General features: G+C 35.0%; 13 protein-coding genes. 8 read left to right on the top strand and 5 right to left on the bottom strand.

What is annotated here, in order from left to right; genetic code table 11:
* Nucleotides 1-44 precede the first annotated feature (44 nt).
* The 3 genes from smpB to BXY64_RS14295 form a co-directional block, all read right to left on the bottom strand.
* Nucleotides 45-491, bottom strand: coding sequence for an SsrA-binding protein (smpB, locus tag BXY64_RS14305; protein ID WP_110363129.1), 447 nt, complete (start codon nt 489-491; stop codon nt 45-47).
* Nucleotides 492-524: 33 nt separating this feature from the next.
* Entirely contained in the window at nt 525-1,115 is a 591-nt protein-coding gene (locus tag BXY64_RS14300) for a hypothetical protein (RefSeq protein ID WP_120240681.1), read from the bottom strand.
* A gap of 93 nt (nt 1,116-1,208) precedes the next feature.
* On the bottom strand, nt 1,209-1,784 hold the full coding sequence (locus BXY64_RS14295) for a Yip1 family protein (RefSeq protein WP_120240680.1): 576 nt from the start codon (nt 1,782-1,784) through the stop codon (nt 1,209-1,211).
* A gap of 211 nt (nt 1,785-1,995) precedes the next feature.
* Here BXY64_RS14295 and miaA point away from each other — a divergent pair, with 211 nt between their 5' ends.
* Nucleotides 1,996-2,910: a tRNA (adenosine(37)-N6)-dimethylallyltransferase MiaA gene (miaA, locus tag BXY64_RS14290; RefSeq protein ID WP_120241027.1), complete on the top strand. Its 915-nt coding sequence runs from the start codon at nt 1,996-1,998 to the stop codon at nt 2,908-2,910.
* A gap of 1 nt (nt 2,911) precedes the next feature.
* Here miaA and BXY64_RS14285 read toward each other — a convergent pair whose 3' ends face one another.
* Nucleotides 2,912-3,496, bottom strand: a complete 585-nt coding sequence (locus tag BXY64_RS14285; RefSeq protein WP_170150671.1) for a cysteine hydrolase family protein — start codon at nt 3,494-3,496, stop codon at nt 2,912-2,914.
* A 243-nt stretch (nt 3,497-3,739) separates the two neighbouring features.
* On the opposite strand from BXY64_RS14285, the gene BXY64_RS14280 reads away from it, so the two are divergent.
* From BXY64_RS14280 to BXY64_RS14260, 5 genes are all read left to right on the top strand, one after another.
* Nucleotides 3,740-4,816 carry a sensor histidine kinase gene (locus BXY64_RS14280; protein ID WP_120240678.1) on the top strand — a complete coding sequence of 359 codons (1,077 nt, stop codon included), beginning with the start codon at nt 3,740-3,742 and terminating at the stop codon, nt 4,814-4,816.
* Between the two features lie 36 nt (nt 4,817-4,852).
* Nucleotides 4,853-5,557, top strand: coding sequence for a LytR/AlgR family response regulator transcription factor (locus tag BXY64_RS14275; RefSeq protein WP_211334507.1), 705 nt, complete (start codon nt 4,853-4,855; stop codon nt 5,555-5,557).
* Between the two features lie 225 nt (nt 5,558-5,782).
* Entirely contained in the window at nt 5,783-6,610 is an 828-nt protein-coding gene (locus tag BXY64_RS14270; RefSeq protein ID WP_120240677.1) for a hypothetical protein, read from the top strand.
* 153 nt (nt 6,611-6,763) lie between these two features.
* Entirely contained in the window at nt 6,764-9,883 is a 3,120-nt protein-coding gene (locus BXY64_RS14265) for an ATP-binding cassette domain-containing protein (protein WP_120240676.1), read from the top strand.
* Nucleotides 9,884-10,546: 663 nt separating this feature from the next.
* Nucleotides 10,547-11,800: a cation:proton antiporter gene (locus BXY64_RS14260; RefSeq protein ID WP_120240675.1), complete on the top strand. Its 1,254-nt coding sequence runs from the start codon at nt 10,547-10,549 to the stop codon at nt 11,798-11,800.
* Nucleotides 11,801-12,047: 247 nt separating this feature from the next.
* On the opposite strand, the gene BXY64_RS14255 is transcribed toward BXY64_RS14260, so the two are convergent.
* Nucleotides 12,048-12,950, bottom strand: a complete 903-nt coding sequence (locus BXY64_RS14255; protein ID WP_120240674.1) for a DMT family transporter — start codon at nt 12,948-12,950, stop codon at nt 12,048-12,050.
* A gap of 262 nt (nt 12,951-13,212) precedes the next feature.
* On the opposite strand from BXY64_RS14255, the gene BXY64_RS14250 reads away from it, so the two are divergent.
* Entirely contained in the window at nt 13,213-13,956 is a 744-nt protein-coding gene (locus BXY64_RS14250; RefSeq protein ID WP_120240673.1) for a DUF6261 family protein, read from the top strand.
* 159 nt (nt 13,957-14,115) lie between these two features.
* The gene (locus BXY64_RS14245) at nt 14,116-14,556 is read left to right on the top strand and encodes a DUF4844 domain-containing protein (RefSeq protein ID WP_120241025.1); all 441 of its coding nucleotides are present in this window, start codon (nt 14,116-14,118) and stop codon (nt 14,554-14,556) included.
* Nucleotides 14,557-14,560 lie beyond the last annotated feature (4 nt).

Genomic DNA, 14,560 nt, shown 5'->3' with positions numbered 1-14,560 from the left:
GTATGAGTGAGATTTTTTTGAGAAAAAATCAAAAAAATAGCTAACTATCTCTTCATCATGCGATCTATCTCACGTTTGTGATCTTTTTGTTTTAAGCTTTCGCGTTTGTCGTAGTGTTTCTTACCTCTGCAAAGTGCAATTTCCATCTTTGCAAAACCTCTTTCGTTAATAAAAAGGCGAACTGGAACTATGGTAAGGCCCGACTCTTTTGTTTTTCTGTCCAGCTTATTTAATTCTTTTCGGTTGAGAAGGAGTTTTCTTTCTCGTTTTTCTTCGTGATTGTAGTAGGAGCCAAATTTGTACTCCGAAATGTGCATTCCTACAACATACAATTCGTTGCGAGTAAAATAGCAGTATGAATCAACCAAACTGGCTTTTCCAGCACGAATTGATTTGATTTCGGTTCCAAAAAGTTGAATTCCGGCTACAAATTTCTCAATGAATTCGTATTCGAAACTGGCTCTTTTATTTCTGATGTTAATATTCTGCATCCTTATATCTTAAATTCCATGCAAATTTAGTATTTAAATTGTTAATGGAAGCCTGAAGAGAATTGAAAACATCCTTTCAAATATTAAAGGAAGAACAAGAATCAATAGACTTGCCATAACAGTAAAGCCTGGGCGCTTATTGCTGGCTATTGGTAAAATTGAACTTATTCCCAGCCACAATATTCTAATGAAGTATAGTTCCAACAGTAGACATATCTGGTTTAAGAATGAAAATGGGGTAAATAGCTGTGCTAATCCGTGAAAAATACAGAATGTTGAAGCACTGTAAATTACGAGCTTAAAAATCACAACTTCATCGATTTGGAGCTGGAAATTTGGTGCAAGTAAAATAATCAGTTTAGCTGCACAGTATAATCCTAAATTAAGTGCTAAAAAATCAACAAATAATTTTGAGCCAGCAATTAAAACATCCTTTGTATGAATATAGGAGCCTCCTGCGGCAATAATTGCGCATAGAGCAATCACAGGAAAGGAGAAGTTTCGAAATAACTCTTTAGTTGTTGAGTTTTCCGGAGCAATTCTTTCCCATTCTCTTTTGGGTGTAAGTAGTAGGTTACGTGTTCGAAAGAGCGAATTTAAAACACCTTTTGAATTGTATTCCATTTTTGAATCGTCTTGTTTGATACTGTCAAAATTAAACAAGTTTTTAAAAAAGTGAAGAAATTATGATTTTTTAGAATTGATTTATACTACGATTTAAAAGCCTAAAAAGTTAGCTGTACCTATAAATAGCGCACCCAACACTGCATAAATGGAAAGTAGACCGATTAGAATAAATGTAAAATAACCAGATCTTCTTCTGTCGGGAACATTTAAAATTGGGGTAATTCCTTTGTATAAAATATAGAAGCTGTATAATCCGAAAATAGTGAGGTAGTTAATGATAGGGAACAGGAATGCAATAGAATTAAAAATGAAGCCTGGAGTATAGGAAAATGCAACCAAAATATATGCTCTTTCGAACCTTTCCTTTTTTGTAGGAAGAACAGCAAAAGGTCTAACTACTATGGAAGAGATGTAGATAGATGCAATTGATAGAACAAATGTAGTTATGGAAGAAAACAAAAACATATCAATATGATCTGTTGAATCTTTTTCGAAAATAACAAAGCCTAAAAAGTTACATGCAGACATGATTAATGCTAAAGGAATAATCAGTATAAACAGAAGTTTCGAGCTTTTGATATTTACATGATCTAGAATTGAAATCCATTCCTTTTCGGGAGAAATTAACAATCGAAAAGTGTGTTTGTAGGTTGCAAGAATTGTCATATTGATTGTCTGGTTAGTGAAATCAAAAAACTTAAAGTAATTTTGTTGCCGAATTCTAAATTTTCGACCTATTTAAGATAGGCATTATCCTGAGAATGAAACGTCCATTATTAAATAATTATTTAATTCACGGTGAGTTTCATGTGATAACTAAAAGAAAATTTAAACATATGAAAAATCGGATTGTTATTTCGATTAAAATTTAATGAAGATGCGTTACAATTTATTGGTAGTTTTAGGTGCAACTGCAACGGGCAAGACAAGTTTGGCGGTTAATTTGGCTAAAGATTTCAATGGTGAAATTATTAGTGCTGATTCTCGTCAGATTTATCGTGGTATGGATTTGGGTACAGGAAAGGATATTGAGGAGTATGTTGTGGATGGAGTTGAAATACCATACCATTTAATTGATGTCGCCGATGCAGGATACAAATACAATGTGTTTGAATTTCAACAAGATTTCGTTAAAGCATTCGAGGATATTTCATCCAGGAAAAGACTGCCAGTTGTATGTGGAGGTACGGGAATGTATCTTGAAGCAGTTCTGAAAGGTTATAAATTAATAGCAGTTCCTAAAGATCAATTTTTTAGAGATGAGTTGGAAAGTAAATCGCTTGAAGAGCTTGAGGTAATACTTCGATCATATAAAGATTTACACAATAACAGCGATTTAGAAACAAAGAAAAGAGCAATCAGAGCCATTGAAATTGAAAGATACTATGCTGCAAACCCTCAAATTGACATGGAATATCCAGAAATGAAACCATTGTTGGTTGGAATAAAATTCGATAGAGAAAGCAGACGCGATAGAATTAGCCTAAGATTAAAAGAGCGCCTAAAGTCAGGAATGGTGGAAGAGGTTGAAGGTTTGTTAAAATCTGGTGTATCTGCAGAAGATTTAATTTACTATGGCTTGGAGTATAAGTTTCTTACCCAGTATGTAACAGGACAAATTACATACGATGAAATGTTCTCGGGATTAGAGATAGCAATTCACCAATTTGCCAAGCGACAGATGACTTGGTTCCGAAAAATGGAACGAAGTGGCAGCAATATTCATTGGTTGGATGGTTACATGCCACTTGATGAAAAAATTGCCAAGGTAAAAGAGTTGTTTAATGCTTAAGCTAAGCCAGATATTCAACAACTTTATCGTATGAAATGCGTGTAATGCCAAGTTCATCCCATTTTTCAAAAGGAAGTGGGATGTTCGGAAGTTCTTTAATGGCATCCTCAATTACATAAACTTTAAGTCCTCTTTCTGCAAGGCCAACAGCTGCGCAATCAACGCACACATTTGTGGTAACGCCATATACAAAAACAGTGGTTGGATTGATTTGTTTTAGCAAACCGTATGTGTTTGGGTTTCCTTCAAATACATCAAAAGCATCTTTTCTGATAATGATATTTCTGTGTTTAGCAGCTTCGCTTAATTCCGTTTCATTATAGATTTTATTCCAAAGAATTTCCGGGCAATTTTCTTTTGGCTTGGTTTCTGATATATATTCAGCTCCTAAAGAATTTGCCATACAATGTTCCGGAAAAGTATTTACAAAATCAGGGTTTGAAGATAGTTCGGCAGAATTGCTGTAATGATAATCTGCTGTGTTAATTACCTGAATGTTGTTAAATTCTGCCAATTTTGTAATTGCAGCAAGAGTAGGTTGAATTTCTTCAGCGTTTTGAGCATAAAGTTTTCCGTTCTTACTCATAAAGTCGATTTGTGTGTCAACATTCCAAAACAAGATATCTTTTGTAAACATATTTGTAAGTCTTTCTTTTTTATAAAAATACAACCGATTCCATCCTATTCAAAATAGATACGATCAATTAATCTAAAGATATCGGAAAATTAGGGCTTTTTGTCATGGATTTTGCAGTCGATAACGAATATATTTTAATGTAGTGACGAACTTTTCTAATTTAAATTTTGAAAATCGACACAAACACATTAAATGAACAACATAAGAACCATATCCCGTAGTAGGATAATTTATCATATACTTTTTTGGGTGGTTGCGACAGTATTTTGGTTGCTAACCATGTTTGTTGCCAGCAATTTTAAAAATATACTAAAGATAGAACCTGTGTTGATGACATTGGTTTTTAATCTTTGTTTTGCGGCAGCTGTATATGTTAATCTTTTGATTTTAATACCATTTTTATTTAAAAGACAGCGCTTTTTTCTTTACGTTGTTTCGGTATTTGCAATGATATCTATTGCAGCTTTTGTAATAGATTTTTTGTTGGTATATCCTTTGAATAGCTTTGTTCAAGGGGAACAGTATTTTGAGGAGTTAACCTTTGTGGTTTGGGTAAACTTTGCAATTTTCACCTTAATTTATGTTGGGATTACTTCAGTTTTATCAATGACACGTGAGTTAATTATTTTGCAAAAAGTTACTGCTAATTTTCAGGATATTGAGAGAGAGAAGTTGGAAGCAGAATTAAAAGCTCTGAAAGCTCAGATAAATCCTCATTTTCTATTTAATACCCTTAATAACCTTTACTCACTTACTTTAGATAAATCTGATAAAGCACCAAATTTGGTATTGAAATTGTCTGATATGATGAGGTATATTTTATATGAATGTAATGATAGATATGTATTTGTAGATAAAGAGTTGGACTTTATTAAAAATTACCTTGATCTGCAAAAAATCAGATTAGATGATACCATTCCTGTAAGTATAAATGTAAAAGGAAGTGCCTCTCAAAATAAAATTGCGCCTTTATTGTTCGAGCCATTAATTGAAAATGCATTCAAGCATGGATCATATGGCAAGAATAATAATGGATTTGTGAATATTCTATTTAACTTTGAAGAAAAGGATAGAATGGAATTGTCAATTGAAAATCGATTTGATGACAAATGGCAAGATGAGGAGCGAAAAGCAAAAGGGATTGGAATCAAGAATGTTACTCGTAGATTAGAATTATTGTATCCAGATAAACATGATTTGAACATTTCAAAACAAGATGATCTGTTCAAAGTGAACTTACAAATTGATTTATCGGAGCAAAATGCTTAGAGTAACATTTAAAACTCTGACAAAAAAACAAAACGCATGAAGTTGAAGTGTTTAATTATAGATGATGAGCCATTGGCACAAAGAGTACTGGAAAAGTATGTTTCAGAACTCTCGAGTCTGGAGTTAAAAGGCAAGTGTAGCGATGCCATTGAAGCTATGGAGGTTCTTCAGCAAGAACCGGTGGATCTGATTTTTTTAGATATTAATATGCCAAGATTGAGTGGAATAAACTTTTTAAAGTCCTATAAAAATCCACCAATGGTTATTATTACCACGGCATATACAGAATATGCATTGGAAAGCTATGAGTTGAATGTGTTGGATTATTTGAAAAAACCATTCTCGTTTGAGCGTTTTTTACAAGCAGTACAGAAGGCCGAAGAAAAGGTGAAAGCCCTTGCCGAACCTCAGGAAACCACCAAGGATGAATTGGAGTATATTTTTGTAAAAGCAAATAAAAAAACAATCAATATCAACCTGGATTCTATTCAATATGTTGAAGCTTTGGGGGATTACGTTAAGATCTTTACCAATGAAGGACATGTTGTTACTTATCAATCTTTGAAAGGAATTGAAAGATTGTTGCCATCTGCAAAGTTTTATCGCATTCACAAGTCATATATTGTGGCTTTGGCAAAAATAAAATCGATAGAGGGAAATATGGTACATATGGATAAAGGTACCATACCAATAGGAAATAATTACAAGCAGGGATTCTTCCAAAGGATTCATCCCGTGTAATTTTTTATAATCAAGTCTGTTTGAGTAAGTAAAAGAGTCGATTTTCAGCATCGGCTCTTTTTTTTGTGGTGAAAAAGAGATTGAATCAGGGGAGAACGCATTTTTTAGGTGTATGAACTAAAAAAGAAGTCAAATATAATGCTCAATTATGCTAGGAATTAGCTGCTATTTGTTAAATTTAGGCTTTGATAAATTGAATCCGATCAATATTAAATTTAAAAGACTATGAACAGACGTGCTATTTCTCGTTATACCTTTATTCTTTTTGCTTTGGCTTTAAGTGTTGTAGCTTGTAAGCCAGTTGATAAAAAGAAAAGTGGAGAACAAACAGTAAAACCATTATTGAAGAAAGCTATTGAAAGTGAAGTTAAAGATGTTGTTTATCCCTTACCAACTACTTTCGAACTGACTTCTATGTTGAATCGTATTGGAGCTGACTATATTCTAGGTTTATCAAATTCTACAGACAACGCTGATAAATATTTTACAGAAAAAGCAAGAGCTCTTAACCTTGGTGTTTACGGTGCTGATTTAAGTTATGCAAGTACTTACAATCGCAAGCAGGAAACAATGTTGTTCCTTAAAGCATCTAAAACATTAATCGATAACCTTGAAATTACTAGTGCATACAACAAAACTTTGGTTGATGATGTAGAAAAAAACCTTGATGATAAAGATCAGTTGGTTAAAGTAATTACTAACTCTTTCTATGATACTTATGAGTTTTTGAATAAGAATGGAAAAGCGAACCTATCTCTATTGGTTGTAAGTGGTAGCTTTATCGAAGGATTGTACATTGCAACTCATATTTCAGAGAATACTTATGCAAACCCTGAAATTGTAAAAGTAATTTTCGATCAGAAAGCTTCTTTAGAGAAATTATTGCAGGTTCTTGAACCAGAAAAGAAAGATCCTAATGTTGCAGCTTTAATTGCTGAATTTACAGGATTAAAAGCTAGCTACGACAAAGTTGTAGAAGGAAAAATGACTGAAGCACAATTGAATGAAATTATTGCTAGCGTTGCAAAATTAAGAAACAGTATTGTGGAGTAATCATATTCCATTAAAGATATTAAAACTGCCTTCCAATTTGGGAGGCAGTTTTTTTGTGTCAATTAAGCTGAAATTGCAATCTTTTGTAAAGAAATAAATTGTAATTTTAGAAACAGTGCAGATCTGCCAAAAAACCATAATTCATATTTGTACATGGGGGAATCGATACTAAATGCTCTAATGCACCTGTTTGCAATTGTTGCTAACACAAAACAAGAAGGTGTTTCTGGTAAAGGAAGAATTATTGTAGAAAGCTTTTTAAGTCGTTATGTGAATTCTGATATTCAGGATGAATACTTGCGATTGTTTGAGAACTATTCGGAATTTTATCGCCGTGAAATGGAGTATCAAGCAATAACTCATGCTCGTCAGGCGGATATTCTATCATTAACCGAGGCTTCTAAAGTTTGCAGTAAGGTAAAAGCGGAATTGGTACAGGACGAAAGGTTAATTGTCTTACTTCGCTTGATGGAATTCGTTTACGAAGATAAAATGGTAAGCGAAGGAGAGTTTGAGTTCATTAGTATTGTGGCTGAGAATTTCAAAATTCCACGATCAGAATTCATCAATTGTCTTGCATTTGTTTGGGGCGATACGGTTGATGATTTCGACAAAAGCAAGTTTCTGATTATCGATAATAAAGTTACCGAATGGTCGGATAATTTGTCTTGGTTCATGAAAAAGGAAGCCAAGAAAAGTGAGAATGAAACCAAGCACATGTACTGCGAAAATTTGTATGGACGAATTATCGTAATGTATATCGAAAGTGTGAACTTGTTGGTATTTAAATATGAGGGAGAGCTAAACCTTTACCTTGAAGGGAACAAGATTATTTCCGAAAAAACCTATCAATTGGGGAATGGTTCAATTATAAAAGGACCAAATATTCAATCAATATACTACTCAGATATTGCAGCGAAGTTTTTAAAGGAAGAATCGCAAGAGAAAATCATTTTTTCTGCCAAGGACATTGAGTTCAAATTTAGAAATTCGAACAACGGAATCCAGAAATTTAATTTGTCCGAAGAAAGTGGTCAGTTAATTGGAATAATGGGGGGTAGTGGAGTTGGAAAATCAACTTTGCTGAATGTTTTGAACGGTAATCTTACTCTTAATAATGGTGAAATTAGAATTAACGATTTTGATATTCACCGAAATAAGCTTGCCATTCAAGGTTTAATTGGTTTTGTGCCTCAAGATGACTTGTTGATTGAAGAGCTTACTGTTTTTCAGAATTTATACTATAATGCCAAGCTTTGTTTTAAAGATTTTACTGAGATTCAAATCCTGAAAACAGTTTTAAAAATGCTTCAGGATTTGGCTTTGTATGAAGCCAGAGATTTGAAAGTTGGAAACCCGCTAAACAAGTTTATTAGTGGAGGGCAGCGTAAACGCCTGAATATTGGTTTGGAGTTGATGCGTGAACCTGCTATCCTTTTGGTTGATGAGCCTACATCAGGGCTTTCGTCTACCGATTCGGAAATGGTAATGAAACTGCTAAAGCAGCAGACTTTAAAGGGGAAATTGGTAATTGCCAATATTCACCAACCATCCTCGGATATCTTTAAAATGTTCGATAAACTATGGATTCTTGATAAAGGTGGTTACCCAATTTATACGGGTAATCCTATTGATGCCATCGTTTATTTTAAGACACAGAATTCGCAGGTAAATGCTTCGGAAAGTGAGTGTGTAACTTGTGGGAATGTAAATCCTGATCAGATTTTACAAATTGTAGAGACCAAGTTGATAGATGATCAAGGGAAACCAACACGTGATAGAAGGATTTCGCCTGAGAAATGGTACGAAAAATATCAGGACAATATAGAGACAAATCATTTGCCATTAAGGGCAGAGAAGAAGTTGCCGCAAAGTGATTTTAAGATACCAGGAAAGGTGAAACAATTTTCCATTTTCTGGATCAGAAATGTTTTGTCGAAGCTTACCAATAAGCAATACCTAATTATTAACTTGTTTGAGGCACCATTACTTGCTGTTATTCTGGGTTACTTTACCAAATACACCACAAATGGGGCTTATGTGTTTGGCGAGAACAAAAATTTTCCTGTTTTCTTATTTATGGCCGTTGTGGTTTCCATGTTTTTAGGGCTCACGGTAAGTGCCGAAGAAATTATTAGGGATAAGAAAATATTGCAGCGCGAAAAGTTCCTGAATTTGTGCCGAATTAGTTATCTCACATCCAAAATCATGTTTTTGTTTGTATTATCGGCCATTCAGTCCATTTCTTTTGTACTGTTGGGAAATTTCATATTGGAAATTGAAGGGATGACTTTTGCCTATTGGCTGGTTTTGTTTACCACGGCCTGTTTCTCGAATTTGGTGGGGTTAAATATCTCTGCAGGATTAAATTCAGTAATTACCATTTACATTTTGATTCCGTTGATATTGGTTCCACAGCTTTTGCTTGGTGGAGCAATGATTAAGTTTGATGATCTTCATTATGGTGTTACCGATAAAGTATATGTGCCAATTGTGGGCGATATGATGACTACGCGTTGGACTTACGAGGCACTTGCGGTTACTCAGTTTAAGGATAACGAATTCGAAAAGCATTTTTTCGATCATGAAAAAGGCATTAGCGATGCTTCGTTTAATAGTTCATTCCTAATTCCTAAACTGGAATCGATTCTTTTGGATTGTGAGCGAAGTGTGGAGTTTGAAAAGGATACAACAGAAACACAAGCTCATTTTAAAATGCTGCGCGATGAAATTAAGCAATTGGCTGATAACTCAGGATTGGCAGTTTTTCCTGAAGTAAGCCAGTTAAATCTTAAAGATTTTAATTTGAATGTAGTTGAGCAAACCAAGAGCTTTTTAGATCAGGTTGAGCTCTATTATATGGGAATGAGTAGTGAATCGGGGTACAAGAAAGATTATGAGTATTCACGATTGGTAGATTCTTTGGGACGCGATGGAGTGTATGAGTTCAAACAAAACTATTACAACCAGGCTTTAGCCGATTTAGTTTTAAACAGGAACGAAGTGAACAAGATGATTGAGGTGAATTATGAGCTGATTCAAAAGAAAGATCCTGTATTTATGTCGCCTACTTCTAGATTTGGTCGTTCACATTTCTATTCCGCAGTAAAGCGAATTGGAAACTTTTATATCGATACCTATTGGTTCAATCTTGCAGTAGTTTGGTTGGGCACAGTACTGCTGTTCTTTACGCTTTGGGCTGATGTATTACGCAGGATGATGAACTACTTTGAGAGCATTAAACTGGTTCGCAGAGAGAAAAAAAGAAAATAGAATCAATTACGAGTTAAGAAAACGCGAAAGCGTTTATGATTGATATTTTAGAGACGTAGCACTGCTACGTCTTTTTATTTATTCCAAACACTCCCTTTATCTCCTTTCAAAAGGGGAATTAAAAAGCCAAACCATTGATTTAACTTAGAGCTGTTGCGTTTGGGAAAATCATTTTTGGATATATCTTTTGTTCATAGATATGTTTTTTATAATTTCGCCACCCAATTAGAAATCGAGATTCAAGTAATTTAATTTACTGAATGAATCATGACAAAATTGAGAAATCCTTAAGCTGATGTCATGCTTCACTCTTAAGACAAAAGGCGCCCTAACGCTACAACTTCCTTCTTGATTTTCCTTAAACCAGAATGAACTGTTTTTTAATTTGAAGATTGAATATGATCGTTTCATTTTAAGGAACAACTCCTATTATGTACACAAAAGGTCGATGAGCTAATACTAATGGTAGCAGCATTGAGCTTAATGCAATTTTCTTTTGGTATCTCCCGGATTCTGAAAGAAAAGATTTGGTGCATGTGTGGTATGATATTTTTGTATTCTTGATGCAAGTATTTGTGTGATGTTAAAGTGCTTGCGCTATTGATAATAGGATTAATTCTCGTGTAGTTAAAAGAATTCTAATTTCTAATTAAATTAAACAAGATGTTTGATTCGTTTATCGTGGTTTTGGTTTTCTCAGCTATTTTTAGTCTGATTAATACCAAATATTTAAAGCTTAGTTCAACAATAGGGATGATGATTCTTGCCCTGATGATGTCAGTCATTATTTTATTTGTTAAAGAATTTGCTCCTGGTTTATATCAATATATTCCAACATTTGAGAGGGATATTCATTTTCGGGAGTTTTTGCTGGAGATCATTCTGAGTTTTCTGCTGTTTGCAGGGGCAATGCACATCAATATTCAAGAGTTACAAAGGCAGCGTAAAGCCGTATTTGTGTTTGCCATCTTCGGAACCATCATATCTACCTTTCTGGTGGGGACCTTAACTTACTTTGCAGCACAAATGCTGTCCATAAATATTCCATTCATCTATTCACTTTTATTCGGCGCCTTAATTTCTCCAACCGACCCCATAGCAGTTCTAAGTATTCTTAAAAATTACAGTGTTCGAAAGGATTTGCAAATGAATATTGAGGGAGAATCTCTTTTTAATGATGGGGTAGGCATGGTGCTTTTTGTAGTCATACTACAGGTTATTAACCGAGGGTATCAGAATGTTGGTATCGATGAGGTAGTGCTTTTATTTCTGCGTGAAGCAGTCGGAGGAATAGGTTTTGGTCTGCTCATTGCATTTGTAGGATTTGAAATTTTGAAGCGAACAGAAAATAATGCAAAAACCCATTTGATGTTGACCATCTCAATGGCTTCCGGAGGATATGCACTGGCCGAAAATATTCATGTATCACCAGCATTGGCTATGGTTGCCGGCGGATTATATCTTGGTAAAAAGATTCATAGCAATGAGTACTCCAAGGAGAATTTGAATCAATTGGTAACCTTTTGGGATGTTTTAGATGAGATTTTGAATGGGGTTCTGTTTGTATTGTTGGGCTTCTTTGTTACTCTCATAAAGCCGGAAGCAGTAAATATTCCTTTGGCAATCATTACGATTGTAATTGTGTTGGTGGCAAGATACATTGCTGTTTTAGTACCCTTCCAGTTGATAAAACATTCAAACAGAAAGGTAAATAGAAAAACGATTTTGATACTCACCTGGGGAGGACTAAGAGGTGCTCTGGGAATTGCTCTGGCCTTGTCCATACCTACCGATCATTTTGGCGATTTGTTCGTGTTTTTAATGTATTCGGTAGCACTGTTTTCTATTATCATACAAGGTTTAACCATAGGAAAGCTTGTGAAAAAACTGGATTTGGTAAACCTGTCAAAAGAATAAATACACTTTCTAAAGTATTAATTTGATAGACAGGTCGTGTGAATTTTTCCTTACAATGGCACTAGCTTTCCATTATATAGATTCAGATCGAGGACGAAATGCTAAGCATGTTTTCCTTTGTTCAAAACACTCCCCTTTATCCCCTCTCAAGAGGGGAACCAAATAGCCAAGCAATCAATCAAAGTTCTCCCCTTTTTAGGGGAGATCCCGATAGGGAGAGGGGTGAAGACAATTAATTACAATTTCCTCAAACCGATTTTCGATTCAAATAATTCACAAAAAGCAAACTACAGGCAATTACCATCATCCCGATCAGAGAAATGGTGTCGGGATGTTCGTCGGGAAGAATCATCCAGCTTAGGAAAGCACCAAAAATGGGGATGATAAATTTCCAGGTGTTTAGGTTCGATACTTTTACGTTTGGACGTTGAAGCAGTCCGAACCAAATGGTAATGGCAAAGGCCGATACCATGGCCAGCCAGCCAAGTGAAATCCAATATTCGCCAGGCAAATTAAAATTCCACGATGGATTTTCTATGGGGATGGAAACCAGCATTAAAGCCAGACCACCAATAATCATGGAGAAGGAAGCCAGCACACGTGGTGGCATGTCCTTGGCATCGCGCGAAACGATAACATTTCCGGTGCTACCCACAATGTTATTCAGAATCAAAATCCCCACGCCAAGTGGTATGGTGGTGGAAAAAACAAAATCCGATCGGCCCAGACTAATGATGCAAACCCCCGTCATCCCAATGATAATGGCCAAAACTTTTTGCCAGCTCATCTTATCGTTGCTAAGCAGTAGGTGAGCCATGATGGCAGCAAACAGCGGTTGTGCCCCAATCAACATCGCGCCAAGCGCACCGGGCACATAGCTTATTCCCATGTAAAACAATCCGTAAAGGAAAGTGGTTTGCAAAAGGGCTACCCACAGTACAAATTTCCATCGACGTTTCGATTCAAGAATCTTGAATTTTAAATCTTTTATAAAAGGCAAAATGAATAAGCCGGAGATAAAGAATCTCAGGCCTGCAAATTGCAAGGGAGTGGTGTATTTTAATCCGATTTTAATGGCTGTAAATGGTGTGGCCCACAACAGACAGGCGAAAATGGCTAATACAGTGGTTGAAAGGAAGAACTTCTTCATAGGTGATTAAAAATTTTCTGCAAACTTAGGGATTTTTAGCTGATTGATCAGGAAAACTGTGTTTTAATGCTTAAAAGATTGGATGTACTTGTAGAAAAAGTAAAATCGATAAGAAAATGTAAATAATACAAAGTAGAAATTAATAAGTCGATAAGAAAAATTAAAAAATAAAACGTAAAAATTAAAATATCAATACGTTTATAAAATAATAAAATGTAAAAAATATGTTATCTTATAGATCAGAAGTTATTTACAAGAGAAGATGAATAAAAATCAGAAATTACTGACTCATGCCAAGGCAATAGATGTGGCAGTGGTGGCAAATGCCATTCTTGCTCATTGGAAAGAACATTCTTTTGAGTTGAATCAGGCTTTGCAAAAGAATTTAGAGGAGCTGGGGGTTCAGAATAAAAGCTTGCAATCGTCATTTGGGAATCTGCGTAAAGGAGCTTATACTGGCGATAAAATAAAGGCAAATAAGGAAATTGCTAATTTGTTTGTTGGCTTAAAGTATCTGGTTAAAGCTTATTTACATCATCCTAATGCGGAAATAAAAGCAAGTGCTAAAAAGGTTTGGAATCAAATTGTGGCAGTTGGGGTAGACAGACACAAGCAAAGTTTGGAGAAAAAGATATCTGGAATGGGGACCTTAACGGACCGTATGTTAGGAGAACTGAAGAAAGAAACGGATGATCTGCCAGAAGTAGATGCTTATGTTCTTGCTTTGAAGGAAGCGGTTGGTCGTTTGAATAATTATTACCGATTAAGAATTGATGAGCTGATTATTCGCAAACAAAATGTACAGACTACGGCTCAGGCTCATAAGGTGTACCGATTGTTGAATGAGGAAATCTTACCCATGCTATTTACCCTTTGTAAACTTGATCCGGATAATTACGGTAAATTGGCACGAATTGCCGATCTGGAACTGAAAGAAACCAATAAGAAGATAAGGGCACGCAGAACCATGTGGGCGAAGAGAAGAGAGGAAGCGAAAGGCTTATAATTTATTGCATTATTGCCTTTGAGATTCTCACTCGAAGTGAGGCTCTCAATGGATGTCATTGATACTATCAGTTTTAAGTGAGAGTACAAAAAATCCATGCTTAAATTGGTTCTTTATAGAACGGAAGTAATTAAATAACATATGAAATTCAATTTCAAAATGAAGATTCTCTTAATATTAGGATGTGTGATCACATTCATTTCATGCACAACAAGAACATTGAAAACAAAAGAAGGAACTATTAAGAAAATAGAGGCATTTAAAGAAAAGCAAAAGTTTGTAGAAGATAGTTTTTTGCATTATCCAGGAATTGGTGATGAATCCATGAGACCAATCTTATCAAGCAAAATAAATGCAATAGCTAATGATTTCAAGAAAATTGCTAGTTCTGATAAGCCATCCAAAAAGAAATATCAGGATGCCATAGGTGTTGGCTTGAAAAGATTTTCTGATGTTTACCTTAGTGTGGATACTGAAGATAGAGAAAGAATTTGTCTTTACGTTGAAGAGTTGATGGATATTGTAGGTTTAAAAAGTTCGAATGGTCAGCTTAATGATTTTATGTATGGATTTCAACCAGATGAGGTTGTAAGTCAATAAAGAT

Origin of the sequence: Marinifilum flexuosum (assembly GCF_003610555.1) — a bacterium.
Lineage (GTDB): Bacteria > Bacteroidota > Bacteroidia > Bacteroidales > Marinifilaceae > Marinifilum > Marinifilum flexuosum.
This window is presented reverse-complemented; position numbering and strand designations above follow the sequence as displayed.

Bases quoted from the DNA above. Each gene is read 5' to 3' on its own strand.
- BXY64_RS14280 (WP_120240678.1), top strand. From the start codon at position 3,740: ATGAACAACATAAGAACCATATCCCGTAGTAGGATAATTTATCATATA.
- BXY64_RS14265 (WP_120240676.1), top strand. From the start codon at position 6,764: ATGGGGGAATCGATACTAAATGCTCTAATGCACCTGTTTGCAATTGTT.
- BXY64_RS14255 (WP_120240674.1), bottom strand. From the start codon at position 12,950: ATGAAGAAGTTCTTCCTTTCAACCACTGTATTAGCCATTTTCGCCTGT.
- BXY64_RS14275 (WP_211334507.1), top strand. From the start codon at position 4,853: ATGAAGTTGAAGTGTTTAATTATAGATGATGAGCCATTGGCACAAAGA.
- smpB (WP_110363129.1), bottom strand. From the start codon at position 491: ATGCAGAATATTAACATCAGAAATAAAAGAGCCAGTTTCGAATACGAA.
- BXY64_RS14300 (WP_120240681.1), bottom strand. From the start codon at position 1,115: ATGGAATACAATTCAAAAGGTGTTTTAAATTCGCTCTTTCGAACACGT.
- BXY64_RS14295 (WP_120240680.1), bottom strand. From the start codon at position 1,784: ATGACAATTCTTGCAACCTACAAACACACTTTTCGATTGTTAATTTCT.
- BXY64_RS14270 (WP_120240677.1), top strand. From the start codon at position 5,783: ATGAACAGACGTGCTATTTCTCGTTATACCTTTATTCTTTTTGCTTTG.
- BXY64_RS14285 (WP_170150671.1), bottom strand. From the start codon at position 3,496: ATGAGTAAGAACGGAAAACTTTATGCTCAAAACGCTGAAGAAATTCAA.
- BXY64_RS14250 (WP_120240673.1), top strand. From the start codon at position 13,213: ATGAATAAAAATCAGAAATTACTGACTCATGCCAAGGCAATAGATGTG.
- BXY64_RS14260 (WP_120240675.1), top strand. From the start codon at position 10,547: ATGTTTGATTCGTTTATCGTGGTTTTGGTTTTCTCAGCTATTTTTAGT.
- BXY64_RS14245 (WP_120241025.1), top strand. From the start codon at position 14,116: ATGAAGATTCTCTTAATATTAGGATGTGTGATCACATTCATTTCATGC.
- miaA (WP_120241027.1), top strand. From the start codon at position 1,996: ATGCGTTACAATTTATTGGTAGTTTTAGGTGCAACTGCAACGGGCAAG.